Origin of the sequence: Haladaptatus sp. CMAA 1909 (genome assembly GCF_043952005.1) — an archaeon.
Lineage (GTDB): Archaea > Halobacteriota > Halobacteria > Halobacteriales > Haladaptataceae > Haladaptatus.
In genome coordinates, this window is the sequence record NZ_JBIOAV010000003.1 from 550440 (window position 1) to 575937 (window position 25498).

The 25498-nt window shown below is 50.1% G+C and carries 22 protein-coding genes, 1 tRNA gene and 1 pseudogene; 10 read left to right on the forward strand and 14 right to left on the reverse strand.

The window, feature by feature from the left end:
• Positions 1-85 precede the first annotated feature (85 nt).
• Complete coding sequence (locus tag ACGYLY_RS24435) at positions 86-655, forward strand: TATA-box-binding protein (RefSeq protein ID WP_395285354.1); 570 nt, start codon at positions 86-88, stop codon at positions 653-655.
• 612 nt (positions 656-1267) lie between these two features.
• Here the strand turns inward: ACGYLY_RS24435 and ACGYLY_RS24440 are convergent.
• From ACGYLY_RS24440 to ACGYLY_RS24450, 3 genes are all read right to left on the reverse strand, one after another.
• Entirely contained in the window at positions 1268-2560 is a 1293-nt protein-coding gene (locus ACGYLY_RS24440; RefSeq protein WP_395285355.1) for an RNA-guided endonuclease InsQ/TnpB family protein, read from the reverse strand.
• 3 nt (positions 2561-2563) lie between these two features.
• Positions 2564-2695 carry a hypothetical protein gene (locus ACGYLY_RS24445; RefSeq protein ID WP_395285356.1) on the reverse strand — a complete coding sequence of 44 codons (132 nt, stop codon included), beginning with the start codon at positions 2693-2695 and terminating at the stop codon, positions 2564-2566.
• A 2884-nt stretch (positions 2696-5579) separates the two neighbouring features.
• Positions 5580-5653, reverse strand: a tRNA-Thr gene (locus tag ACGYLY_RS24450).
• Positions 5654-6161: 508 nt separating this feature from the next.
• Between ACGYLY_RS24450 and lrp the strand changes: the two genes are divergently transcribed.
• Positions 6162-6620, forward strand: a complete 459-nt coding sequence (lrp, locus tag ACGYLY_RS24455; RefSeq protein WP_395285357.1) for an HTH-type transcriptional regulator Lrp — start codon at positions 6162-6164, stop codon at positions 6618-6620.
• A gap of 424 nt (positions 6621-7044) precedes the next feature.
• On the opposite strand, the gene tbsP is transcribed toward lrp, so the two are convergent.
• Together tbsP and ACGYLY_RS24465 are read right to left on the reverse strand one after the other, a co-directional pair.
• Positions 7045-7851 carry a transcriptional regulator TbsP gene (gene tbsP, locus ACGYLY_RS24460; protein WP_395285358.1) on the reverse strand — a complete coding sequence of 269 codons (807 nt, stop codon included), beginning with the start codon at positions 7849-7851 and terminating at the stop codon, positions 7045-7047.
• Positions 7852-8061: 210 nt separating this feature from the next.
• Positions 8062-8349 (reverse strand): hypothetical protein, encoded by a 288-nt coding sequence (locus ACGYLY_RS24465; RefSeq protein ID WP_395285359.1) that lies wholly within the window; start codon positions 8347-8349, stop codon positions 8062-8064.
• 364 nt (positions 8350-8713) lie between these two features.
• Between ACGYLY_RS24465 and ACGYLY_RS24470 the strand changes: the two genes are divergently transcribed.
• The 4 genes from ACGYLY_RS24470 (at position 8714) to ACGYLY_RS24485 (ending at position 12590) form a co-directional block, all read left to right on the forward strand.
• Positions 8714-9511: a hypothetical protein gene (locus ACGYLY_RS24470; RefSeq protein WP_395285360.1), complete on the forward strand. Its 798-nt coding sequence runs from the start codon at positions 8714-8716 to the stop codon at positions 9509-9511.
• Between the two features lie 413 nt (positions 9512-9924).
• Positions 9925-10776: a DUF3100 domain-containing protein gene (locus tag ACGYLY_RS24475; RefSeq protein WP_395285420.1), complete on the forward strand. Its 852-nt coding sequence runs from the start codon at positions 9925-9927 to the stop codon at positions 10774-10776.
• Entirely contained in the window at positions 10776-11240 is a 465-nt protein-coding gene (locus ACGYLY_RS24480) for a hypothetical protein (RefSeq protein ID WP_395285361.1), read from the forward strand. Before ACGYLY_RS24475 ends, ACGYLY_RS24480 begins: the two co-directional genes overlap by 1 nt.
• 6 nt (positions 11241-11246) lie before the next feature.
• Positions 11247-12590 (forward strand): amidohydrolase, encoded by a 1344-nt coding sequence (locus ACGYLY_RS24485; protein ID WP_395285362.1) that lies wholly within the window; start codon positions 11247-11249, stop codon positions 12588-12590.
• A 582-nt stretch (positions 12591-13172) separates the two neighbouring features.
• On the opposite strand, the pseudogene ACGYLY_RS24490 reads toward ACGYLY_RS24485, so the two are convergent.
• A pseudogene (locus ACGYLY_RS24490) lies at positions 13173-13464 on the reverse strand (DUF955 domain-containing protein); the annotation flags it as partial.
• A 535-nt stretch (positions 13465-13999) separates the two neighbouring features.
• Between ACGYLY_RS24490 and ACGYLY_RS24495 the strand changes: the two are divergent.
• Complete coding sequence (locus tag ACGYLY_RS24495; RefSeq protein WP_395285421.1) at positions 14000-14569, forward strand: metal-dependent hydrolase; 570 nt, start codon at positions 14000-14002, stop codon at positions 14567-14569.
• Positions 14570-15527: 958 nt separating this feature from the next.
• Positions 15528-15782, forward strand: coding sequence for a HalOD1 output domain-containing protein (locus ACGYLY_RS24500; protein WP_395285363.1), 255 nt, complete (start codon positions 15528-15530; stop codon positions 15780-15782).
• A 1317-nt stretch (positions 15783-17099) separates the two neighbouring features.
• Here ACGYLY_RS24500 and ACGYLY_RS24505 read toward each other — a convergent pair.
• The 3 genes from ACGYLY_RS24505 to ACGYLY_RS24515 form a co-directional block, all read right to left on the reverse strand.
• Entirely contained in the window at positions 17100-17513 is a 414-nt protein-coding gene (locus ACGYLY_RS24505) for a type II toxin-antitoxin system VapC family toxin (RefSeq protein WP_395285364.1), read from the reverse strand.
• Entirely contained in the window at positions 17514-17768 is a 255-nt protein-coding gene (locus ACGYLY_RS24510) for an AbrB/MazE/SpoVT family DNA-binding domain-containing protein (RefSeq protein WP_395285365.1), read from the reverse strand.
• A gap of 562 nt (positions 17769-18330) precedes the next feature.
• Positions 18331-18615 carry a HalOD1 output domain-containing protein gene (locus tag ACGYLY_RS24515; RefSeq protein ID WP_395285366.1) on the reverse strand — a complete coding sequence of 95 codons (285 nt, stop codon included), beginning with the start codon at positions 18613-18615 and terminating at the stop codon, positions 18331-18333.
• Between the two features lie 666 nt (positions 18616-19281).
• Between ACGYLY_RS24515 and ACGYLY_RS24520 the strand changes: the two genes are divergently transcribed.
• On the forward strand, positions 19282-20520 hold the full coding sequence (locus tag ACGYLY_RS24520) for an RNA-guided endonuclease InsQ/TnpB family protein (RefSeq protein ID WP_395285367.1): 1239 nt from the start codon (positions 19282-19284) through the stop codon (positions 20518-20520).
• Positions 20521-21917: 1397 nt separating this feature from the next.
• Here ACGYLY_RS24520 and ACGYLY_RS24525 read toward each other — a convergent pair.
• Both ACGYLY_RS24525 and ACGYLY_RS24530 read right to left on the reverse strand, forming a co-directional pair.
• Positions 21918-22280 carry a PIN domain-containing protein gene (locus tag ACGYLY_RS24525; RefSeq protein WP_395285368.1) on the reverse strand — a complete coding sequence of 121 codons (363 nt, stop codon included), beginning with the start codon at positions 22278-22280 and terminating at the stop codon, positions 21918-21920.
• Between the two features lie 29 nt (positions 22281-22309).
• Entirely contained in the window at positions 22310-22558 is a 249-nt protein-coding gene (locus ACGYLY_RS24530; RefSeq protein ID WP_395285369.1) for a hypothetical protein, read from the reverse strand.
• A 698-nt stretch (positions 22559-23256) separates the two neighbouring features.
• Here ACGYLY_RS24530 and ACGYLY_RS24535 point away from each other — a divergent pair.
• On the forward strand, positions 23257-23403 hold the full coding sequence (locus tag ACGYLY_RS24535) for a hypothetical protein (RefSeq protein WP_395285370.1): 147 nt from the start codon (positions 23257-23259) through the stop codon (positions 23401-23403).
• On the opposite strand, the gene ACGYLY_RS24540 is transcribed toward ACGYLY_RS24535, so the two are convergent.
• The 3 genes from ACGYLY_RS24540 to ACGYLY_RS24550 all read right to left on the reverse strand — a co-directional run bounded on the left by ACGYLY_RS24540 (position 23397) and on the right by ACGYLY_RS24550 (position 25318).
• Positions 23397-23771, reverse strand: coding sequence for a type II toxin-antitoxin system VapC family toxin (locus ACGYLY_RS24540; protein ID WP_395285371.1), 375 nt, complete (start codon positions 23769-23771; stop codon positions 23397-23399). The genes ACGYLY_RS24535 and ACGYLY_RS24540 overlap by 7 nt on opposite strands.
• Positions 23768-24001: an antitoxin VapB family protein gene (locus ACGYLY_RS24545; RefSeq protein ID WP_395285372.1), complete on the reverse strand. Its 234-nt coding sequence runs from the start codon at positions 23999-24001 to the stop codon at positions 23768-23770. The genes ACGYLY_RS24540 and ACGYLY_RS24545 overlap by 4 nt, the downstream gene beginning before the upstream one ends.
• A gap of 417 nt (positions 24002-24418) precedes the next feature.
• Positions 24419-25318, reverse strand: a complete 900-nt coding sequence (locus ACGYLY_RS24550) for a polysaccharide deacetylase family protein (protein ID WP_395285373.1) — start codon at positions 25316-25318, stop codon at positions 24419-24421.
• Between the last annotated feature and the right edge of the window lie 180 nt (positions 25319-25498).

The window sequence follows — 25498 nt, forward strand, 5'->3', positions numbered from 1 at the left end:
AGTAGTACGGGTATACACGAAGATACAACTTCTATATGAGAAATATGCCGGTTAAATCATTACCTCGGGATACAAAAGTTGCTTAATGGAACTGGATACCTCCCAGACACAGACTACGATCGAGAATATTGTTGCAGTGTCTAACATTGATCAGGAACTCGATGTAGCACAAGTAGGTGCAGATCTCCCAAGTGGTGCATACAATGCCGAGCAGTTTCCCGGTGTGATTTGTCGACTCTCGACAACCTCGGCGACAATGTTGCTCTATCGGTCAGGAGCAGTCATCAGTACTGGTGCAAACAACATGCAGGACGTAGAAGATGGGTATCATGAGCTATTCACACAACTTCGTGACCTCGGGGTGGCTGTGACTAAGCAGCCATCGATTTCGGTTGAGAACTTGGTTTCAAGTGCTGATCTTGAAACGTCACTCAATCTCAATGCACTCGCCATCGGGCTAGGGCTGGAAGATATTGAATATGAACCTGAACAATTCCCCGGACTTGTATATCGACTTGAGGAATTATCGGTTGTTATTCTGCTGTTTAACAGCGGGAAGCTCATCATCACCGGAGCGAAGACAGAAACCGAGGCTCAAAAAGGCGTTCAGCAAGTCAAATCACGACTTTTTGAACTCGGGTTTTTGAGTACGTAGTCGACCTGTTCGAAGGTCAGCGACCGTCTGGAAAATCACAAGTGATAAAACAGTAATCATGGTCAAATTCGACCTCGGAAAGGAACAGAATGCCCTGATGAATGTCTCGGAGGTGACATCCTCGCCCGTTATTAGGAGCAGGAGTTCCTACAGAGACTACGATAGAGGTTTCAGGACTGAAAGGGCCGCAAGTGTCGTCTGTCCGGGTTTCAGACTCGGCGTACGGTATCCTGTGAGGCTATCAAAACTACTGCCGTCCCATAGTGAATATCACATGTTCAGTCTACCCATCAGAATGCACTGACTCTGTAAATATGTCTACGCCGATCATGTTCGTCAGATTGATATATGTGCGACGATTAATTTTCTAGTAGAGAATGGTGGAAACAGATAGTAACCAGGAAAAAACTGACCGACTACGAAAATATTTCTCGATATCACTGACGATTCTACAGTTACCGAGGTAAAAGAGGAAACCCCCGGAACGCTTGAGGCCAACTTTGTCTCCAATCAGGCACTGAACACCATCGTCCGGGAGATGAAGCAGGAATATGGGTTCCGAACCTCACTCGAAATCAACGAACTAGCAACGCTTGTGAACGTCCCCCGCGGTCAAGCCACGGGGCTTCCTGCTTCGACGACGTGCTTTGCATCCACCCGTCCCGAATGACGAGCGAACGCCGGGAGCACAGTCTGCACAGGCGTTGACGAATCGCTCCGCGATTCGTTCGCCAACCAGAAATCAAAGATTTCTGGTGACGTTGATTCGGACCGTCCCGGCCCTACATGAAGAGAATTGAGTCCCCTATCGAGGATGTTCTTTGCCGCGTTCAAGTCCCGGTCTTCGGTGTGCCCGCACGCCGGACACGAGTGTTCCCGAACCCACAGCGGTTTCGACGTTTCCACACCGCACTGATTGCACTCTTTCGTGGTTCCGCGAGCGTCTACTCGAACGACGTGCGTTCCGTACAGGTTGCCCTTGTATTCGAGCAAATCGAGGAACCGGGACCACGAAGCGTCTTGCTTGTTTTTCGCCGATTGACTGGTTTCGAGCATCGGCTTCACGTCCAAGTCTTCGACCGCCACTACGTCGTACGCTTTGACCAGCCACGTCGAAAGTTTGTGCTGAAAATCGAGCACTTTCCACCGGATGCGTCGTTTCGCACGGGTGACGTTCTGGCGCTGTTTCTCCCAGTTGGCCGACCCGTGGTGCTTGCGGTCGAGCGAGCGCTGTTGGCGGGCATACTGTTTGTACTCCGATTCCAAGTCCAAACATTCGACTGAAAGGTCGTCGGACGTGTGGATGTACGACTGGATGCCGAGGTCCACACCGATACAGTCGGCGGGGTCGATATCTTCCGGGTCTGGTTTCGCGGGAGCATCCACTTCGATCACGAAACAGGCGAACCATGCGCCGGTTCGTTCTTTCTTGAGAATGGCGCGTTTGACGGTCTCGGTGTCGGGCAAGTCGCGGTGTGCTCGTATCGGTATCTCGCCGATTTTTGAGAGAGTAAGCGTCCCGAAGTCGCGGCCCGTCGTGTGATTGACGTTGAAGCCTTCTGACTGGTACGCTACCGACCGGAACTCGCCCGCACCCTGCCACTTGAGCCGTCCCGTCTTGCGACCGTTCTCGCGGTGTTTTTTGAGCACCGTCTGGTCTTTTTGTATCTGTGAGACCGTCTGTTGGGCTGCGTGTGCCGACACTTCGGCGAACATCGGCCACCGTTTCTTCCACTCGGTGAGTTTCCGGTGTTGGTCGTAAGCGGTTGGACGGTCGTTCCGCGGTGCTCGGTAGTAATCGCGGACGGCGTGGTTGCGAATCTGTCGGTGAATTTCGATGTGACGCCACGCTTCGCTCGCTACGTCTTCGTCGGGATAGGCGCGACAGCGAAGCGTGACATCCATGTTTCAGTACCCCTCGGCGTCGAGAGCGGATCGAAGCAGGTCGGCGTATGCTCGGCGCATACGCACTCCTTTGTCGTCGGCGTAGGCTTTCACCCGTTGTCGGTCTTCGTCCGTTATGTCGGCATCTAACCTCATTTGTACCACTTCGTGTACGTCTCAACATACACATTTGGGTACTATAACTCTTACTCTTGTGATTATGGGACTGACTCAGTGTACGCGATTCACCCTCGGGGTCAAGCCCCGAGGCACTCTCGCTGCGTTTCCTGTAGAGTCGCCACTCCCAATGTACTTCTCGTGCCTTCTAACACCACGAGTTCGGCGACGCGGATCACGGCACAACGTTCGCCTGGTGGAAGGACACCCTCGACACTTCGAAACCTGCAAACGCTTCACTGCGTCAGAGTGGTGGCTGGTGTGCGAGGACTGCGGTGCCCGGATTCTACGGTATCGACGCTCGAAAACGGTTCGCAACCTAGAACAGCAGTAGCAGTTACAGTGAGTCGTTCCGCGTCGAGAGCGGCGAGACTCATTAACCGACCCTGGTATTAACTAGTTCTTGTGACAAGCAGTAGATCTGAGGAAGATTTTCCCAGACAACTGCTTCTACGTGGGCTATTTCCATCGCTCTTGTTTTTGGGTTGCAAGCAAGCTCTGGTTAGTAGCTCATTCTAATGACATACGATCCTCACAAGCGTCGCCTAAATGCCGTCAAAACACATCAGAGAAGCCGTGCGAGAGGATAATTTATAAGACGCACTTTCACATCGATGAGCGAGCGATCCCTCTCTCCGTGACTCTATCTCGGTCAGAAGTAACGGAGGAATTGGAGTGGAGCGAGGAGGTGGATCAGGGTGATGGCACCAGATCCGGGTGATGTCAAAGCGTCCTCGCTACATGTCACCATTAGACACAGGCCAGTAAATGCTTTGTGGCTATGCTAAGATGAGCAAAAATACTCAAAAAGTAAACTAATATTTTCTCTTCAGTGGTGCGAATCTGCCACAAGGTCTATACGAGATCTATCGGCAGCGAAAAATGATGTCGATATAAAAGACTGCGACTGCGATCTCTTTGGTGACCTTCCGTGCCGAGAGTGCGCGTTGGGAGGGAGTCCTGGATTACCCCACACTCCATTCGAAAGAGTACGACTCAAACATTATACTATGAAATCTTCGTACAATTAATTATCTTTGTGAACAAAGATCCCGTATGGATGACGAAACCCACATTGAGGTGTGCACAGTCTGTGACAATGAAACCACACATACGATCTCTATTGAACTAATTGAGGAAGGTGAAGATGACGGGAATGGGTCATCACGACAACCATATCGTATCGCAGAGTGTGTCGAATGTGGCATGGAAACACGACATCGGGTAAACAGGCACTGTCTAGTTAAGCGATTCGGTTGTAGAGGGGCGTTTCACCGTCTCTATCGTGGGTGGGTACCGAACCACTTCATCTCATCATGAGTAGATTTCCAATGAAGCAATCAAATTCTGTCCTCTCACGGGAGAGCCACCCTCACTATCAAGAATCAGTTGCTTTCGAACAGTGCATAAAATCTTGTCGATCGTACCGCTTTCGCTTGGTTGCCCTATCTAGACAGTGCCGGTAAACAAAGTCTGACAAAGTGCGTATATCGTAGGTACTGCCGTCACTTGCTCAAACTGACCGCTCCACTACACATAGATCGAGAATTCAGATTGACTTGGTTTGTGCAATTGAGTATCAATCTAGACACTAAGCCATTCTCAAACGTCAAACCCTACCGATCAACACTACAAGGAATCGCTCGTCGGTATAGAACGCGGAAGGATAGCATCTCGTGGTAGCTCGTGCCATCTCCTCCCACGGTCGGGTATGAGATGATGCAAGTCCCCGACAAATGCAGATAGAGCGAGATGTGAATAGCCGTTGTGGCTATTATACGCAAGTATCCCTCAGCCAATACTGGACTCTCACGGTACTGTATCGCTCCCCAGAGATAAAGGGTAGTATAGAAAACCATCAGATACCGTATGTTTGGGTATAGTAAACCCGTGGGGGGTAGCCTTCCAAGCGTTCCCACGAGATGTCGAGTAGGAAAATGTCTTCGTGATCTACTCGACGATGGCATATTGTTAATAACTAGGTAAATCTCTTGTGGTCCCAATACGCATCATTTCGTAGTCAACTTGGCCTATCGCTCTCCCTCATTTTTTATTCGACCACGGTAGTCACTTTAAATATTAGACGACAGTCTTTTGATACTGGATTTTACCTACCTAGATTTCGTGAGGGGTCCTCAAACCTCCGCGATGCTGGGATAATGAGTTGGTCAAGGTTTCCTAGCAGGAATGATTTCACAGTGATAAGTGTTACTTGTTTGCATAGCAGTGAATAATAAGAACCAAATGCCAGTGGACGGGATTTTCTCCCGTCCTATGCGGTCACGAACGAAAGACCGCAGATAATATCCATCCCATGGATACTATATTCTTAAATTTTCATTTAATAATTGCGGATGCTGGGTATACTAGTAAAAATCCCCTATTCGTCTTCCCTACTCTTGTTTCGGCAGCTTTCCACCGATACTAGCACAATCTGATCATCTTGCCGGTATACTCGTTAACATTAATCTTTAGTTCATAATATCTAATGTCGGGTTTGTCGCGTGCAACGACTCTCCCCGACATGCGTGGGAGTTGTCAGGACGTTTTGCCCACTATTTCCCACGTTTCTACTACTGATGATCTACTGGGAAAACAGCTCGTATCTTCCCATAGCAACCTCCTAATGTAGGAATGATGATTGTCGCCTCAACAGAAGATTCACTGACTGACGTTCATATATGTAGCTTTCCTAAGAAGGAGAATATACGAGGAAGATTCTTACCGACCATTGCTTTTTGTCTAAGTCGCCTCAATCGTATTTTCTTCGGTAATTAGAGCGAAGACTGGTTAATGTCGTATACTAACTTTGGGCAACTCTCACGACGCTTTTCTCGTACCAATTGTCCAGAACTCGGTGGAAAGCCTTGGGAGAGATTTGAACTCTCGACCGGCTCCTTACAAAGGAGCTGCTCTGCCAGCCTGAGCTACCAAGGCATAATTGGAATCGATGTGCTCCCAACAAAGAGTTTCTCATCTCGAGCGACTAGAATACTGAACTACAACTCCCAGAGACAATCTTGCTGCTTTACAAACTATTTTAGAGTCTCCATTCATAGAAATTATCGCCGGATTACCTCTGTCAGAATCCTCCGGCAACTCGTGAGGACTATGAGGGCAATCCCTCATGAACCTCATGTGGCATACACTTCTGGTATGATTTGGCCAGTACATTCCAATTAACTCTCTCTGTGGCATCAAAGGTTCCAGCAGAGACCTAACATTCACGCTGCTCATCATCACTAACCTAAGTAGAGTTTGGAAATGGCAGTACGAAATCATCAATAGATGGACTTTTTGTGCGGATCACATAGGTATCGGATTTCCCACCAGAGACATCAGAAGCGGGTCGAAGTATCGTGGAATGGTTACTGGGTTGTGTTTCAACCGGCAGTATTTGAACACTTGCCAAGAAATATTGATCTGGAGTGACATCATATGCGTAATGACCTACGAAAACTTAGATAAAGAATTAATTAATGTATTGTTGAATGACGGTCGAGCGAGTCTCCGTGGCATTGCCGAAGAACTGGATGTTTCGGTGACAACTGTCTCAAATCATCTCGAAAATCTGCAAGATGCAGGCGTCATTGTCGGTTATTCTCCTCGACTCGACTATGATTCACTAGGCTATGATGTAACTGCTGTTATCCAACTCAAAGTAGAAGGCACGGCATTGCCGGACGTCACTGCTCGGCTCCAAGAGCAACCACAAATGATCAGTGTATATGAAGTCACAGGTGACCATGACATTATCGCGGTCGGAAAATATACAGATACCAATGACATGAATCAACAGATCAAAACGCTGCTTAGTGATGAAGACATAAATGAAAGCAACACGAGCGTGGTCCTGAATGCCGCTAGTGAACACGAACAGTTCGAAATTGAAGGGGAGAACTAAGATTGGAAAACGGGTTGAGTAGCTTCTCTTCACGTAGCTGAGTGTTCCAGTACTATTCTTCAATTTGTGAGTTGATCTAAGATGGCTGCAAAGCCAGGCAATCGCCTGTAACGGAGTCTTTTTACCCCCGCGTCGGACAATTCTTTGAAGAATAGGGATTCGAGGTGCGTAGTACACCGCTCTATGTGAGAGAGCAGTTTCGAGGTGCCGAAGTTCGACGTCGTATGATTGTGAGCGAAGACTGGTCGATGGTAGTTCCTGAGCCTGTTCGAAAAGTGGTCGATGACATCGAAGGTGTACAACGGTTACAGCGGATCAGTACCTATACGAACCCACCTGAACAGGATCGAATTGTGACTACAGCTGAATTATCACGCTAATAATCCCGTTCTCAAACGGTCTTAGGATGGCTTTTCACACATGTCTATGCAGTCATCTGGTCTGTAAGCATATCGACATCCTCCAAATCATCTGGGACTAAGAGCAACCGAAGACGTGGACGCCCAACATCGATTGGTACTTTCTCTGTCTCGATAAGACCCTGATCCTCAAGCCTGGTTTTAACTCGCGAAAACGTAGCTTTACTTGCGAGGCCAACATCTTCGCCCCACTTACTGATATCATACAGCAGCACCTCGTTGTTCGCCCCCACTAATAAGGCAATAGCCACTTCATCGAGATTGTCATCATCTCCAGGTATCGTCTCGGCCGAGTCAACAACCATCATAAAGTCGTCTTCGACCTCATCGCTGAACTCCTCATTCAGCGTTTCCCGAACACGCGAAAGTGGTGGGGTTCGGAGAGTGAATGTTTCTCCATCTTCCCAGTTGTCGATAAACGTCGATCGAACGTTTTCGACCAACTCGTCATCTGCCGAGCGCATCCCCGTCAATTCACCATCCAATGTGACGATCGTTAGGACTTCATCATCGCTAACGAGCAACGAACTTCGAGCAATATCAGTTGTCGTTCGAAGTTCGAGTGCGTCTTGCTCGATTAAATCTGCCACCTGGCTCGCGAGAATAAAATCGTCCAGTGAGGATTTTAGTACGTCTGGGGTGGCCAGCACTTGAAGATCCGGTAGCTCATCACCCAAAGATGATGCAGTCAGCATCAACGTCTCAAAGACATCTGGTGCGGGATTGACGATGAGTACCGAGCCAGCGTTTTCAAAGTATGAGCCGATCATGTCAGCGAATTCATCGTCTAGGACAGTAGCATCTGGGCACATACATTCTCCCACAAGATGCACGTGCATTATTCTACTTGCATTACTACCTACAGGGAATTCCTAAAAATAGAGGATGGAAGAGAGTAATTCGATGAGTTTCGATTAAGACAATCGGCTCGACCACATTGAGGTCAATTCAAACGATGTGGTGAGTCCCAATGTCAACACTGACGTTATTATTGTCTCTCACGATCTGCTTGTCAATAGTTTTCAATCGAATATTTCTATTGCGATGAGTCTGTTTCTAATCTCGGTGATTTGCTCATCCAGGGTTTCGATGAGTGGGCCTGTTTGGTCGGTTGTCACAGCACCTTGTTGGGTGGGAGTGATGAGATCCTCTTCTTGAAGTAATCGAAGTGAATAGCGTATTTCGTGTTTGGCATACCCAGACTCATCCGACATTATTGAGATTCCAATGGGTTCGTTATTAATCACCATCCGCAGAACCTCCATATGCCGGTCGAGCATATTCACTTCATTCTCTACGTTATCGATCATCGTATGCGGTATCAATACACATAGAGAGTTAATCCTTCTTGCCCACTCTGTGAACACCCGAGTTTGTTTCGCTATCCCCAGATTACGGAGATGCGAGGAGAAAGCCTCGTTCTTTAGAGCGGGGAGGACGTCAACAATGAAGCTAATGTCATAGTTCAGTCAAGACGCGAATAAACTATAGCTCTCTAAGAACAGATACTCATATAAAAGTCTCCTCAGAAAGATTCAAATTTCTGTAGTATACTCCAGACTGGTTCGGGATACTCTTCAAATACACTCATGTTAATTAGTAGCATATGGAGATCTCTAACACCTTCTCATCGATGAGAATTCGCACAATTGGACCGCCTCCCGATACGGTTCCATGACAACTTCAGCCGCCCGGCCAACGATTGGCATCTCTTATTGGCCCGACCGTGGAAACGATGTTAAACTCGAACTGCTCGACAGACTTCGGTCGTGGGCAACAGTCGTATTACTGAATCCTAGAGTTGAGCATCCCGATATGGATGAACTCAACCTCGACTTCTATCATATGGCACACTGGCATCCAGCCGCGCTTGCTGACCTCAAGCGTGCACATGAGGCCGGGATACCAACGCTAAACAGCTACGAAGGGGCACACATTACGGCTGACCGACTCGACTGCTATCGAACGCTTCGACGTAGTGATGTTCTTGTCCCAGAATTCCAGTACGGTCAAGCGAAAACAATTACACTTCGACCGCCTGCCATCGTGAAACCCAGAAGTGAGTTCCACTCTGACGGCCACGAGTTTACGATCCATCTCGCCGGGTCGTATGACTTCCCGGACGAGAAACTAGTCGAAAAGTACGTCATCCCGCATCGAAGCTACAAACTGTTCAGTATTGGTAATGAAGTCCGAGTCGTCAAACTGCCTCGCAACGACGGTTCTCCCGCCGAACAACCAGTCACAACCAGTCTGAGTCGTTACGTTGGTCACGTGCAAAAATTGTTCGACCTCTCTCTGTTCGAGTTAGATATCCTCATTCACAAAAATATCTATGTTATTGATCTCAATCCCGCAGTAAATCTCGATAAAGTTCTTGACGGAGCGACACTGTATGAAGACGCAATTCGGGCGGCTATGGGGAATGACCCGCGTCATCGACGCCAGTGGACACCACAATGGAAAGTCTGAACAGTCCATGGTTTAACGGAGAGAGTGTTGAGACACTCGCTGTGTATTCAATCAATAATGAGAGCTGCATTTGAGCATTTTCTCAGGAAATTCTTTCTCACCACCAGAACCATATGTACGGTATTGTCGATCACACCTACTGGACGTGTGAGGATTGTGGTACGGAAGCCACTCGCAAAGGTACACTCACCGTCTGCTGCTAACCCGCTCACTTTTTGATTTATGTCTCGCCAAACAACGCTGTTCGATGGTCCCCAGCGACCCCCGACTGAATACCCGGGTCAACAGTCATCCCGTTATCTCTACTCGATTTTACACCTCTTACCGCCATGCGAAGAATAATACTACGTACAATCACAGAACCATTCGAATGTGCATAAAAACAGCTACCACGGTGGTGCAGCGTGGCTGACGTGGAAACCGAGACTGAAACGTGGGACCCCATTCGAACACATGGTCGGTACCTGTTACACTTCAAGACACATGTAACAGTACTTCTGATCACTATCATAGCAGAGGCGATTGGCAGTCATGCATTTGATCTTGGACCAGGGCAAATCGTTCTTCTCCCGCTATTATATGCGGTGGTTATTGGAATTCTACTTAGTTACAGTGTCCTCGGTCAGTATATCTCGCCTCTCCAAGAAATTGTCTCGAAAGATGTCAGTGAAATCAGTGCCCCACTCTTGACAATCTCGCTCATGCCCTTAGCCGTCAAATACGGGACGACAGTCGGGCCTGAGTTCAATAATTTAATTAGCGCCGGACCCGCGTTCTTGCTTCAAGAGCTTGGGAACCTTGGAACGATTTTCATTGCCTTGCCAGTTGCGTTATTCCTTGGCCTGAAACGAGAAGCCATTGGTGGTGGAGTCAGCATCGCACGAGAAGCCACTTTTGCCGTTATAACCGAACGATATGGGATCGAATCGCCGGAAGGGCGAGGTGTTCTTGGAGTGTATCTTACTGGTACTGTATTAGGAACGATATTTTTCGGCCTCATAGGAGGACTTGCACCGATTACAGGGTTACACCCGTTAGCACTCGCAATGGCCTGTGGTATGGGAAGTGCAAGTATGATGACTGCATGTTCAAGCTCTTTAGCAGGAGCCGCTAGTTCGGTTCCGAAAGACCAAATCCTCGCATTTGCCGCAACAAGCAATCTTCTTACAGGTCTCACAGGAATTTACGTCCTGATATTCATCGCACTTCCTCTCATCAACTGGTTGTACAGTGTTGCTCGCCCGCTCATTGGGAGTGAGAGCTGATGACGGTCGATTCGCCCACGTTTGAGTCGAACATCGCGAAGATGCTCATCATCATCAGCGTAATAACTGTGGTTGGGAATTACGTCGGCTATGGAGTCAGCCCAATCGAAGCTGCACCCGGTATGCTCTTGATTGCAGTAATTGGGTTCGTCTCGTTGCTGCTCGGTCGTTATCTCTCGCTTCAGTTTCCTGCATTTGCATATGCGACGATTATTGGATTTGTCCTTTCGCTTCCATTCTCACCAGTTCAAGACATCGTTCTCTCACTAACTGACCCAGTACAGTTCTTGGCAACAACAACTCCAATTCTTGCCTACGCTGGCCTCTCAATCGGACTCCAGGTGACCAGCATGAAACAGATGAGCTGGAAGATCGTGGTCGTAGCTATTTGTGCATTCACGGGTACGTTCATCGGCTCTGCACTCGTCGCACAGGCAATACTCAGCTATCAAGGAATCATCTGATCCAGAATGACAGATACACAAACCCAAAAAGAAGTCGTTTGTACCGCGATTGACGACCACCGAGACGATATCATCGAACTAGCCAAAGCTGTAGAGGAAGAGCCCGAGCTCGGCTATAAAGAGCACGCAACAACCGATAAAGTCACGACTGCCTTCGAAACGATGGGACTGGAAATCGAACGCGACCTCGCCATTACTGGAGCTCGCGCTTCGACAGACCTAGAAACCAGCGCAGATGAGTTCACAATCGCTGTTATTGGTGAACTGGATGCGCTCGTCAACTGGGAGCACCCGAAGGCAGATCGCGAAACAGGAGCGTGTCACGCGTGTGGCCATCACGCCCAATTAGCTAATCTGATCGGAACGGCCTACGGACTTAGCTCAACTGGAATTCTAGACAGGCTACATGGCACGGTCGAGTTTATCGCCGTCCCGGCCGAAGAATTCCTTGACTTAGAGTACCGACGCTCATTGGTTAATGACGGACAAATTGAATTCATGGGTGGAAAACAAGAGCTGATCAAACGGGGATATTTTGATCATGTCGACTGTGCCACAATGATACATGCGGATGCAGATACTCCGGAAAGAAAGATCCAAACCCGCTCGTCGACGAACGGTTTCATTGGCAAGTTCGTCACCTACCGGGGGCGGTCGTCTCACGCGGGCGCAGCGCCCGAAGAGGGAGTCAATGCCCTCAATGCGGCGATGCTTGGCATGAACGCCGTTCACGCTCAGCGAGAAACGTTCGCTGACGAAGACAACGTCCGTGTGCACCCGATCTTAACGAAAGGGGGAGACGGGGTCAACGTTGTCCCCGCAGACGTTCGAATCGAATCGTACACACGTGCGAAATCAATCCAGGCAGTTAATGACGCGAATGACTCGGTGAATCAAGCACTTGAAAGCGGCGCGATGGCTGTTGGAGCTGATATTTCGATCGAAGACTATCCTGGGTATCTTCCGTTCCAGACGAATAAAACGATGATAGAGGTCTATGAAACAAATGCAGTAGATAAACTAGGGTCTGATGCAATTGACACTCATGATTCTCATACAACGGGGTCAACTGACATGGGAGACGTCACTCAAATCATACCCGGCATTCACCCGATGATTGGTGGATTCAAAGGAACGCCACATACTCCTGAATTCCAAGCTGTGGACGATGAGATGGCTTATATTATACCTGCAAAACTCACAGCGTGTATGATTGTCGACTTACTCACTGATAGTGAGACAAAAGATATGATTCGTCAACAAAAAGAACAAAAATATTCACCAGAGGACTACCTGACGCTTATCCGGAAAATGCGTCAATCCGTGACTAGAGAGTATTTATCAGATTAATTATATTCCTCCTTTCGGTCGCGTGGAAGCGACAACACCCGATTCGGTGTGTTCGGTCGTATCGGCACTTTCGTCCAACGGCGACCTCACCAAACCGTGAGGGCCGGCGGCTTCACTCACCGCCCAACATCACCAGTCTCACCGAGTTTGTTGCAGTTGGATTTTGAGAGGTTATTAACGGTGGCTTCCAGTTGGAATAGCGTGGGAAGACGCCCTAACCCTTCCGGTTATGGCGACTGCGTACGCGATTCACCCACGGGTCAGATGATCCATGGAACTCTCGCTGTATTTTCTTTAGAACGAATGCCATAACGATATCTGGAGTGAACTTGACTCCTACAGCTACCACATCAAAACCGTGGTGAGGAAATCGATGTCTGGTTCCGGCATCGTGATTTGATACCGGGATCACAGTAACCAATTACCGACATGTGCACTACGATAGGAAATAACGAAACCATCCCTGCGTAGCTACAAATCCGAGATGCACTCGAAGTAAAATCGTTTAGAGTGATTCGCGGGCAATGCCGTCATCATTATCATCAAGCCGATGAGGGTCACTCGGATCCTGATCAAGTACGGATTTTCTGCATTTCCGGTTGCTTCGGCCTTCAATTCGAGAAGTGGTTCACCGTCTGTCTGAGACACATCGAACGCAGCCGTGGGTATGAATCCAACAGGTCCTTTCGACCACGCTTCAGATGGTATCTCGTCATACTCACACGCACTCTGCTCGTGGTAGTTCGGTGAGTTCTCGCAGTCGGGACACTTGCTTTGTGATGATCAGTGCCCAGATTCCGTTCTCGCCTTCCTGGACGTGTCGATCGAACTCGGTTTGCCACGTATTGTACCCAGCAACCTTTGTCGCGTCGGGTTCGTACTCGTCGCTATTGCTTTCCGATCATGAACGCTTTTCTTGAGCACCTCGCATCCTGTGAGGATCGAAAAAATCCCTGGTGGAGTCGTTTGATACTGGCTAACTGTATTTCTTGGTGCATTGTTCCCGACTCTGTCACACAGTGTCATTGGATCTCGAGTTTGACCGATCTATACTGATTATTCCACATAGTATATACTAAAATCAATTTATTCCTGGTGAATTTATTTTGATCTCTGCATTATCGGTGGAGATACACTCACACAGTGTCCGGCATGACGCCGTGGTCTGACGCCGTCAGATACGTAGAGAGCGTACCTAAGACTGTACCGTGCGGTGAAGATGAACAAAGACGGCGATTCATCCTCGTCTCCAAGGGCGGGGCATGCTCGCCTGAAATTCTGTAAGAGTGTTTTTAGGGTTTGCGTCACTATTCATTTGTAATGAGCCCTTCAGATAGTAACGGCCTTCTAGATATTTCAAACGTCCAGATATTACCGAGCGACTGTGCATCTGTGAGGATGTCAGCATGATGCCATGGGGACATGCTGCTTTTGGATACGTCCTGTATTCACTTGGGAACCGGCTTGTGACACGGAAGCCACCGGCAGGGATTGGAATTGTCCTCGCAGTATTATTTGGCACTCAATTGCCGGATCTTGTAGATAAAACACTCTCATGGGGGCTACATCTTTTCCCACAGGGGTATTCAGTCGCCCATTCAATCTTGATTGCGATACCGATTGGGCTTCTTGTTCTCAGTGTGGCGATTGCTACAAGCCGATTTAAGCTCGGCGCCGCGTTTACTGTTGGCTACTGGTCACATCTTCTCGGAGATGCTATCTTGGCAGTTCCAAAATCTGGGGTGACACCAAGTGATCGGTTGCTCTGGCCGATTGTCACACTCCCACCATATGCGTCCGAGACAACACTACTTGGGCGGGTTAATCAAGTCTTCAGTGAATTCTTCGATGAGATGCTGACTCCAGAGCATTTTATTTTTCTTGCTATTTACTCGATACCGTACATTCTAGCATTCCTACTTTGGGTAGTCGATGGTGCACCGGGCATTCCACATGGGCGCCGAACAGAGAATGGCTAGATATCATCATAAATGGATATCCTATTTCAAATCGAAAATTGTATGCAATCGCTAATCTCCTTCAAGCCGGCCGGTTTACTACGGTAATACTCATGACGCCAAGACGACTACTCAACACCAGCTGCTTAGTGTAACCGGACTGTTCATCGGTGGCTCTCTGGCTGTGCACGATTTGGCGGAGGTAAGGGAGTTACACGCAAACTGTTTTCTCACTCGGATCAAATCGAACAACTCGTTGTCGGTGCTGCTGGCTGTCTTCCCGATGTTACTATAAGATATATATTCTTTGAAGATGAATATTGATTCATGGTATTTGAATCCATTAACGAGGTGCGATAGCACTTGAGTACGCTTCCCGCCGTATCCCTGGATGGAATAATTTCTCAGATTCCGATCATCGGAATCATTTGTGCGTTGATTATCGGGACGCTCGCGAGTCAGTTTTCCGACAGCGTTTCGGCAAAGGATGCGGCCCTAATCGCTGTATGTGCAACAATCGGACTCATGGCTGGATCAGCGTTCCTCTGACCCTTTTCTACGAGAATACCGATACGCTAAGACATTGTTTTCATTATTTGCGGGAAAGTTCGAGGTTTCCACTGGGGAAGCATAACTGAGCGAATTATGAAAACTGAACGGTAGCGATCCTGCTGAGTTCACTGTCGATTCTGCTTTTCTCTAATTCCCGGAATCTCGATTGGTAGTACTTTCCACTTGTATACTATTGTCATGCACCGTAATATACTCATCAGAATAATTGCAAGTACTCCAAATTTAATTGTAATATATGGGATTTAAAGAAACCCTATTTAACACCAATAGAAGATCAGTGAGCGAGGTGCATCTCCACGCGGAAATTTTCTCTCAGTGCTTTATACAAAATCTACTTTTTTGCAGGGAGAAGACCAACATAGTTAGGCATGCGTTATATTTATTCTAGCCTTGGAGAATGGACATAATGACTACTCCTGCGAGTGGAGCCCACCCATCCAAAGCAAGTTTGGCGGTTATTGAAGCTTTAGAGAAATACTATGAAATGGAGATTGAAGCCCTTGATTTTACGCTCTATGACTTTTGTGATCCCGACGCACTCAACAGTTTATTTATTCACAATGGCAGCGATTCTCTTCACATTAAAATCATAATTGACGGTACCTCAGTCATAATCTGGCAGAGCTGTGAGATTAATGCGGAGATTCATACCGAGGAGTAAAGTTCCTAATAGTGTTGAATCCATAGAGAAAAGGTAGTTACACCGAGTTGCGACCATTGACATCCTCCCTACGGTAAACGGCGGGATTCTCTCCTCGAAGAAAGATAGGCTTCACAAGGACCGTCTCGGACGTGTCGCGGTCATCGTTTCCGATTCCGGGGAACAGGTGATTGTCACCCCGTCTCGAAAAAGAACAGTCGGGTGGTCCGATCGAGAGCGATAGCGACTGTAATCGCGTCCGGTTCATTTGCCCTGACGAGATGTGCTGTGGTTACGTAACCAACCAAATCTGCGTCGGCGACTGTTCTGCCGCCTTCGTCCAACGAGTGGTCCTAAGCCAGCTGGGTTCGGCGGTTGCGTAGTGGCGTTTATGCGATTCTCGCCCGGGCTCAAGGCCGGGATTTCCTCGCTGTTTAAAGATCCTCGAGATCTCTGATCAGATCCTGGTGTAGTGTGATGATTGAACAACATTCTCGCGGGCAACTCGGCCTAAGTTGAGATCAGATAAAACGACCTTAATGGCTATTATATGGCCTCTACGGTGGATTTACACGTTTTCTTCTGATGTTGGTAATATTGTTTGACTACTGCAATACAATAGCCTGCACGTGTCCATAGCACGTCCACCGCACTGCATTTTGCAAGCACATGGCTGGCGTCGAAACCGACGACCGACAAGACGTTCGATGTCTCCCTCGGAGAACGACAACGATGCCGAACCTGACAACTGCGACCGTGAGGGCCTCGGTGGCTTCCCGTGCTAGCCTCGCGTACAAACGGGACCGAAAGAACTGCCGAACTAACCCTCGTTTCAGCACGTGGTAGGGTGGAGCCTCCTTCCTCAACGAACGAAGCGAGTAGGGAGGAGAGGAAACCCGTTCGAGAAGGATTATTACCGCCGAATACGTACAATAATTCACTACTGCCGTGGTACAAGTCCATGACAGTAGGTGCCATAAGTAAACTGGCACCTGTGGTGCGAGCGTATCGCATCCTACACTCGGGAACGATGACCGCGAACGGGTTCAATTCCCTACCTAATTGGGTTTGAGCGTGAGAATACCGGGAATTAAATCGGCGGGACAATCCCGGTCTTCGGTCGGAGTGGAAAGCATCAACCAATGCATCCACGCCGAAGGCAAGGACGGTAAGAGGAAGCCGAGCCGCGTCCATGCATGAGGTCGCGGGGCACACTGTCGTTGCGGTAAAGCCCCGTCTTCAACGAGTGACCGACCGCCGCAAGGCAGACGGGAGCGAGTAGGGCGGGGTAGTTTACCTCAGTGAAGACTTACGAGTTAACGAAGTGGAGTTGCATGCTCAGAATACGTGACATTCTACTTCAGTAATTTTGTCAAAGTCAGAATCACCTGTACAGAGCAGATCGCAACCTGCTACTTCTTCAGCGGTCGCAAGATGAATCATATCCGCATAGGATGGGGTTCTCTCATCGGCTTGGGAATAATATTTCCGTCTGAGCTGTGCACCACGAATGGCGATTGAGGGTGTAACTGGGAGAATATCAAGATGGTCGAAGCCACTAATCATCTCCATTGTTTTTTCAGCAGTAGCTCTTCCCTTCTCACGGTCGAGAATATAGTATACCTCGGCCAGGACCGTTGTTGCCACAACCATCCCTTCTTCCTCTCCACGTTTGATCACCTCGCGTGCTTGGGTTTCGTTTTTACCCTCAAGAGTAAGCTCCAACCAGGCCCATGAATCGACAAAAAGCATCTAGTCGTATTTGCTCCAGGCACGTTTGGATTCCGAAAGGAGTTCTGATACACTCTTATCGGTCTTCCGCGGCGTCTGTTGGATTTCTTCTAGTAACTCCCACGAGTCTTTCTCTGGTGAGACGGTTACTGTGCCATCGCTGTGAATTTCGAAGGTGACCGTCGTCCCTTCGTCGATACCGAGCCGTTCTCGAATTGGCTTTGGGATTGTAACTTGCCCTTTGCTTGTTACCCGAGCTGATTTTTCAACTGACATGCTCTCTCACTCTCTGGCTACGCGATTCTTACAGATATCTCTTTCTTACATTCTCCCCTAAGTAAGGCGGGGACTGATAGCTATACAATATCGAGTGGCAGAATTGAGATGGGAGCCACTCTAAACGGAGAGGAAAGGCATTACTCGTAGGGTCACCAATGAGAGTCACGAGAATTCCTCAGCTCACCAGTACACCGTCTCCATCGACGACGTAACTCACGAACGAATGGCCAGTACGTGTCCGCACCATTCTGCAAGCACTTGGCCGCCGTTGCAACCGATGACCGATAATGGCACCGTTAAGGCGTTCCCATCGGAAGATAATGACGACGGCCGTATCCGTGATTCGCACACTGGCTACGACACGGACCGCAACATCGATCACACATTTTGGCAGTATGAGAACTGTGGCGCGAAAGCCACCCGGAAGACCACACTTACTCACTGCAGCTAACCCACTTACACGTTCTATGTATGTCACGCCAAACAACGCTGTCCGATGGTATCGGGCGAAAAGTCCTCGTATTTTCAATAGAGCGGGGCGATCAGCAGTCTCTTGGGGTTAGCGGATATCAACAGCGTCCGACGAATCCAATTCAGAAACGGAAACCGTGCGATCAGCATGAATCGTAATGCGGTAGCCAATATACTCAAACGTTACCTTTGGTGAGCCATGCTGATAGAGCGCTTCGAGTGCATCAGGATCAATCACCTCGTAGAGGGGTGTTGCGGGATTCGTCCCGTTCGCCTCGGCTACTGCCCTCACCACGGTAGCGGTAATAGACTCAACGTCCGTAGGTGTTGTTCGTATTGATGGCCCTGGCTGTGATGATGACGCGTTACTCATACACTCTAATCAAGGAAGATGGGCTAATAGGCTTTCAGGATGAATAGATAACATATAGCACGATTTTCGAACAAACTCATTGATTCGGTTCTTTCATTTTCTCGATACACCGCCCACCTCCAATGATAAGAGAAGAATCAATGGCAGGAAATCAGTTCACCGTATTTTCGGACTTTTGTATGAATATTGTCGGCTTTACATGCACCTGAACACGCAGGTATACGCTCAATTCGTTATCATACAAGATTCGTGAGGGGGCCCTCCACCCCTCACATGATGCCGGGAAAACGAGTTGGTCAAATGTCTCCCGACAACACAACATTAGCTGAATGCAGGCGCTAAGCCCCCTTCCTCAGGGAGCGACGAAGGCGCGAGCAGGGAGGGGATACAGCGTCCCCAGAAATCGAAGATTTCTGGTGTGCAAACGAGACGCTTCGCGTCTCGTCAACGCCGTCATCGTCTTTCGTACACTGCTCTGTTGCAGGCCCACAGGCCCACGCAATCGGTATGTTTAATCCGGGACAGATGCATATAGTATATACGGTGAAGCGTACCACAATCACAATCCGAGAGGACCAACTCGAATGGGTGCAAGAGCACCATCTCAACCTCTCGTCGTTCATCCGCGAGAAATTGGATGAGCATATTGAGGAGAACAAGTAGCGGATGTACTACGCCTACAAATATCGCCTTGAGCCGTCCGACGCCCACCGTGAGGAGTTGGACCGCTACCGCGATATCTGTAGGCAACTGTACAACCACGCTCTCTACCGCTTCAATCAAATCCCCGAGAACGCAGGCACACTCAACCAGCGCGTTCGGTCCATCCGTGACGAACTTCCCAGTCTCAAAGACTGGTGGGATGGCCTCTCGGACGTGTATTCAACAGTTCTTCAAACTGCTGTCATGCGGATTGAGCAGAACATCAAGTCGCTCGGGGAACTCAAGAAGAACGGCTACCGCGTCGGTCAACTTAAGTGGAAGCCTCCACGGGATTTTCGCAGTTTCACGTACAGTCAGTCTGGCTTCAAGCTCGACAAGAAGGGCGGTCAGACGGTACTGTGCCTCTCGAAACTCGCGGACATCCCGATACGACTCCACCGCGCTATTCCTGACGACGCGACACTCAAACAAGTCACGCTCAAGAAAGAACCGACGGGCGAATGGTTCGCCACCTTCGGCGTCGAAGTAGACCGCAAAACACCCGAGAAACCCGACGAACTCACTGACGTAGTGGGAATCGACGTTGGGATACTCAAGTACGCTCACGATACCGACGGAACTGCCGTCGAATCACTCGACTTATCGGACGAACGTGACCGGTTGGAACGCGAGCAACGAAAACTCTCGCGAAAGCAACACGGCTCGAACAACTACGAGAAGCAACGGCGACGGGTCGCAGAATGTCACGCCGAGTTGAAACAGAAGCGCCGGGACTTCTTGCATAAGTTGTCGAACTACTACGCCCGAGAGTACGACCTCGTAGCTGTTGAAGACTTGAACGTCGCCGGAATGATGCAGTTCGATTCAAATTCACGCAACCGAGCATCCGCCGCGTGGCGGACTTTTCTCCGGCTGCTCAAATACAAGTGTGAACGCGAAGGAACGCACTACATTCCGGTCAACCCACGAGGAACCACGAAAGAATGTGCGGCGTGCGGTGTGTCGTCGGACAAACCACTATGGGTACGTGAACACTCATGCCCGTCCTGTGGATTCACGGCGGATAGGGACTGGAACGCGGCGTATAACATCCTCGTCCGAGGGTTGAAGAACGCGGATATAGGAGCGGGATGCTCCGAATCAACGCCTGTGGAGACTGCGCTCCCTACGGGAACTGCTGTTGTTCCTGCAAAGCGCGTCCTCGAAGCAGGAAGCCCCGTCCGCAACGCGCGAAGCGCGTAGGGTGGGGTAGTTCACATTGGAGCGTCTTATTGGTTTGTATCTGAGCAAAACAATATCAGCATCCGAGTTGGCAGTGTTTTGTTTTCCTCATTCTATCTAAAATAAAAAGGATGGCGTCTCCTGCCTGAAGAGTTCATTTTTGTATTTTCTTTGAGACACGAATCAGAAACCAGTCTATTCAACCATCACTCAATACGGACCGTTCACTGAGGTGAATTACCACGGGTCGGGTGACCCGTGGCTTCCTGTTTCTACGACGCACTTTGCAGGCACGACACGGAACGACAAATCGTCGTTCTCGTCCGCACCCGTAGGGAGCGCAGTCTCCGCAGGCGTTGATTCGGCCTCTCCCAGACCTACTACCGTATCTACATCGTAATCCACACCCAACTTCTCTAACCCGAGTTTCAGAACGTTGTACGAGGCGTTTTGACGCCCTCCACACGACTGAAGTCGTGGGATTCCTCATCCGCGCGTTCGGGGTCGGTCACTGCAATCGACCTCCGACGGAGGCAACTTCCCAACCACGGTGGATGGTCTCGGTTCGTGTGCTCCACGTCGGGGCGGAAAACGTATGGTGACGCCGAGTCCGACCGTTGCGGTCGGACTCGCCCCGCTTGTGGCACACAGGCCGCGCCATCGGCCGTACTCGTGGCACCGTCCACGAGTCCCACACGGGGAGGGGTGCTGTAGTTGTTGACGAGGAAGCCCAAGCCAGCCCCATTTTTCCCGGTTGAGTTGGATATATGTACGACCCCAATCGGCCTAAATCTTGCGGTAGCGTGTCTATGCCTATCGCTTGGACCCACCCGTTCACGGGTGGGTTCCGCTGTTATCTTGTCTCACACCGATCAGATCAATAGTGCGGTTCTTCCCATCGTATTTGATCTGAAGTGTTGTTGGATCGATGACCTCGGTCACACGTGCTTGGAGGCGCTTGCTATCCACTGGAGTATCAATGTGCGCCGTCATTGGCTGCCGTAGATACGTCGTCTGCGTCCGTGCCTCCGACTGGGGTTCTGTGGTGGTCGTTGTTGCAGTAGTCGATTCTGCTGTGGTCGTGCTAGCGATCGAGGTCGTCTGTGTTTCTATTCTCGTTGTTGTTGTGGCGTCGTTACTACCACCGAATCCAAGACTACCAAGACAGCCTGCGAGGATGATGACCAGGACAAGTCCGAGAAGGGGGAGAGATCGCTGCATACTCGAGGTGGTTCTCTGTTTAGTTCAACATTGGGGGTACCGAATGATGTCCAGCGGTGAACGGAAACACATTGAACTGCCTCGCCCGAGTAACCACTACTGATAATCAGCAGATAATCAGTCGACAGAAACACAGACGATGCCCATCCGGATGAAACACACTGGATTCCGAGGTATTCGGACAGTCCGAGACAACCTCAGTAGGTCTCGACTGGAACGCCCAGCGCTTCGAAATCATCGACGTTGTCCGTGAGCACGGCATCGTCGAGGATCTCGGCCATCGCAGCGATGTACGCGTCGTTCGGCCCGACACCCGCGTTCCCGCCCTCGCGGTCGTCTGCAGCGGCGAGTAGTTCGCCCGCCACCCGAGCGATCTCTTCATCGACTTCAACCCGAGGATAGCCCAGGAGTCGGTTTCGTACCTCTTGTTCGGTCGTCTGGCTCCGAGCCGTGGCGACACCGTAGTAGGCCTCGGCGACGACCGGAGTGGGCAACCACTGCATTTCCCCACGCTCGACGAGTTCCGTCCCTTTGGAGAACGCAGCAGGGTCTTCTGCCATCAGGTCGAACAGGTATGACGAATCGATGATCATTCGTCGGTGTCACCGCTCTCGAAGGCGTTGCGGGCGGCGTCGAGACGGTCGCGGTCACGTCCGCGGAGGCGGTCAACTGCCTCCTTGGCGTCCTCTGCTTCCTCGTTCGACAGGAGCCCGGCGACATCACTGGGATGAGGGCCACGCGTCATTCGGCGCAGCGTCTCCTCCATCGTTTCGCCGCTCTTCTTGTGGGCGTTCAGCCACTCGTGATACTCTTCTGAGACACGGATGGTCTTGACCATATAATATATTCGGATATATGGACCTAAGAGTGTTACGCTGCCGATTTTCCTACATCCCGTGTCTGTCAAGTCACTATCGCTGCGTGCCGACCTCTCGACGTCGTAGCCAAACGAGTGTTCCAGCATCGGCTCGGCCCCTGGGAGAATTGACCGAAAATTGCACTCGTAGCTGTGTGTAGCAATTGCCGAATGGTGGACAGTCGGCCGGCAGAAACCAGACGGGGTGCCCTCCCAGCTGAAACACACCGGATTTCATCTGTTTTTCCACCGGATAGACAGCTAGCCCCAGCTCCTGACAGTCCCTTGGTGACACACCAGAGTTCCACTGTAAACAGCGCACACTCGACAGTCCTATTCCCACTAGATCTGACTCACTCCTGCTGGTTCACAGTGGACAGTCCATCGGGTTCTATTCTGCTCATTTACTGCCGTCCTTGTAGTGCTGGACAGTCCAACGTGCTACTCTATACCTGTCTCAGTGCCCGCATCACGTCCACCGCAACGCCGTCTGCAAGCACATGGCTGCGGTCGAAAATGCAACCGATGACGGCACACTGACGGCATCCTCATCGAGGATGAAGATAATTCCAAACCAGAGGACCTGCGATTGTGGCGGTCTCAGTAGTTTCCCATGCTGGCCGTGCATTCGTGCGGGTCGCAAAGAACTACCGAACTAACCACTGCTTCAGTCTTTTTCCATGGCACGCCAAGTGACGTTCTTGGAGATCATCAACAAGCGAACGCTCATGGAAGGAACGGATACATCGACCGATGGTACACCCGAGCCACCGACGGTTCTGCTTGAGCAAGCACAACAGCATGAACGTTACAGCAGCCATCAATAGGGAGAAACTCGCACCGGAGTCCGAGAAAATTCACTTGTGTTACGCGTGACAAGCGCTGCATCTCTAGCCAGAGAAATTCCCGCGATCATGGTGTCTATGGCGCCGATTGGCTTTCCTTGGGAAAGGAGCGTTCGTTGAATGTCGACCGCTCGATGTGCCGCTTCGGTATCATAGGGAACAAGCGTCACCTGATCCATTACTTCCTCAAAACGCTGGCCCTGAGTGGTTTCTGGATCGATACCGACGCCGACCTCGGTATATACGAGTGTTGGCACTGCAAGTAGCTGATTGCTAATCTCGTCGAGCTTTGCAACTGCACCTTCATCCTTTGCCAACAGATCGATCAGGAAACACGCGTCAAGGATCACTGATCATCCTCGATATTCATCCGTTCGTTCACGCTCTCGCGGAAAGTCTGGGAGCGCTCTCGCAGTGTCTCGACTTCTGAATCGTCAAGCAACCCGATCAATCCATGTAGGGGGTGGTCTTCCTCTCGTAAGAGCCGGTCGACAACGTCGCTGAAGCTTTCGTTTTCGCTCTTTGCCCGCGCAAGGCGATTGTACGTTTCTTCTTTGAGACTGATAGTTTTGCTCGCCATCTGTGTATCTGTGTATTAAGACTCTACACATATATGTATCTGGCTTTCCAGCCCGTTTCCTCAGGTACAGATACTCTCTCCTCCTCCTCAAGAATCACAGAGAGTCCTCGAAACGGAGCGTGCAGTGGGGAGAATCGAATAGCACGACAGGCAAGGCTTTTTTAAGACCGGCCACCCACGCCCACCTCCCCACCCACCGCTCCCGGCCTTCGGCCGACAGCCACGACCGAGAGGAGCAGGGTCTCTTAATCCCCAACGTAGAAGAGTACTACAAGAGTTAGTACATCGAGAAACACTGGACGTCATTCCAACCGAAGACACCAACGAGACAGACGAGTGACGACGACTCGACCCTCGTTCAGTGTAAACCGACACTCACCGACTATTTTCCGTCGGAGAAAGCGGAAGTTCGAACTGTTACTGTTGACTGCGTCGCATGTCCCACAGGTCGGAGAACGTGATGACTTCGATACCCTTCGTGCTGTCGATGTGGGTCAGGAGTTTCTTGTAATCACTTGGGCTCATCGTGTTGGAGGAGTTGAAGTTGTGGAAGTTGAGGATAGTACACTGGCGATACTTGGCTGCCAACGTCACCGCGCGCTTGGAGATGTCGAGGCGGTTTCCGATAGTTCGAGGGAGCACGAGTGGGTCGAACCCGTAGACTCCAGTTGTGTTGACGTTACCTGACTGGTTCATCCCGCCCATGGAGAAGTATTTGCTGATGGTTTTGAGTGCGGTCTTGTCGTAGTTGTTTCCGGGATAGACGATGAAATCAGCTCCCTCGAAGCCATTGTCTATCATCCACTGTTTGTTTCGACGCAAAATATGCTCCAATTTCTTTGCGGAGATTTTGGCGAACGGGGAACTGGTACTGCCGTGAACGACGACCTCGTCGCCTTTGTCCTGTCGCTCGTGCAACTCCTCAATGGACATGAAGTACGAGGAACCGGCACGTTTTGGCTTCACAGGCATAGTGATGACCGCAGGGAAGCCGTGGTTGTCGTTTATCGGAGCAGCTTGATCGTAGTAGTTCTGGTTGCCGTCATCCCAACTGAGAACGATGTATCCCTTGTTCGGTTTCGGATGCAATCGCATGTCATCGACGTGGGCTTGGACGCCGTTCTTGCTGGCGCTGCCAAGTTCGAGTCTGATACGGACGACGTTGCCGAGGTCAGGTGGCGTATCGCTGGCTTTGAACACGCCTGGACAGGTCCGGAACCAGCCGACGTCCGGCGGGCGGTACGTGACCTTCCGGAGTTCCAGAACGACCCAGTTGTCGTCCTGATCGTACAGAAACGCCATAAAGGAAACGTCCATCGGGGTTTCACTTCGGAACGCGAAAGACACATCGTGGTTCGAGATGCCGAGTGGCGAGTCAAGTTTTCGTTCGGCAGTTACTCCCTCACTGCTATCGGAACTGAGTTTCAAACTCTGTGTTCCGCTGAACGAGATCGAGCTATCAGGAGTAACCGTATTTCGTATCTCGGTCCACTCAGA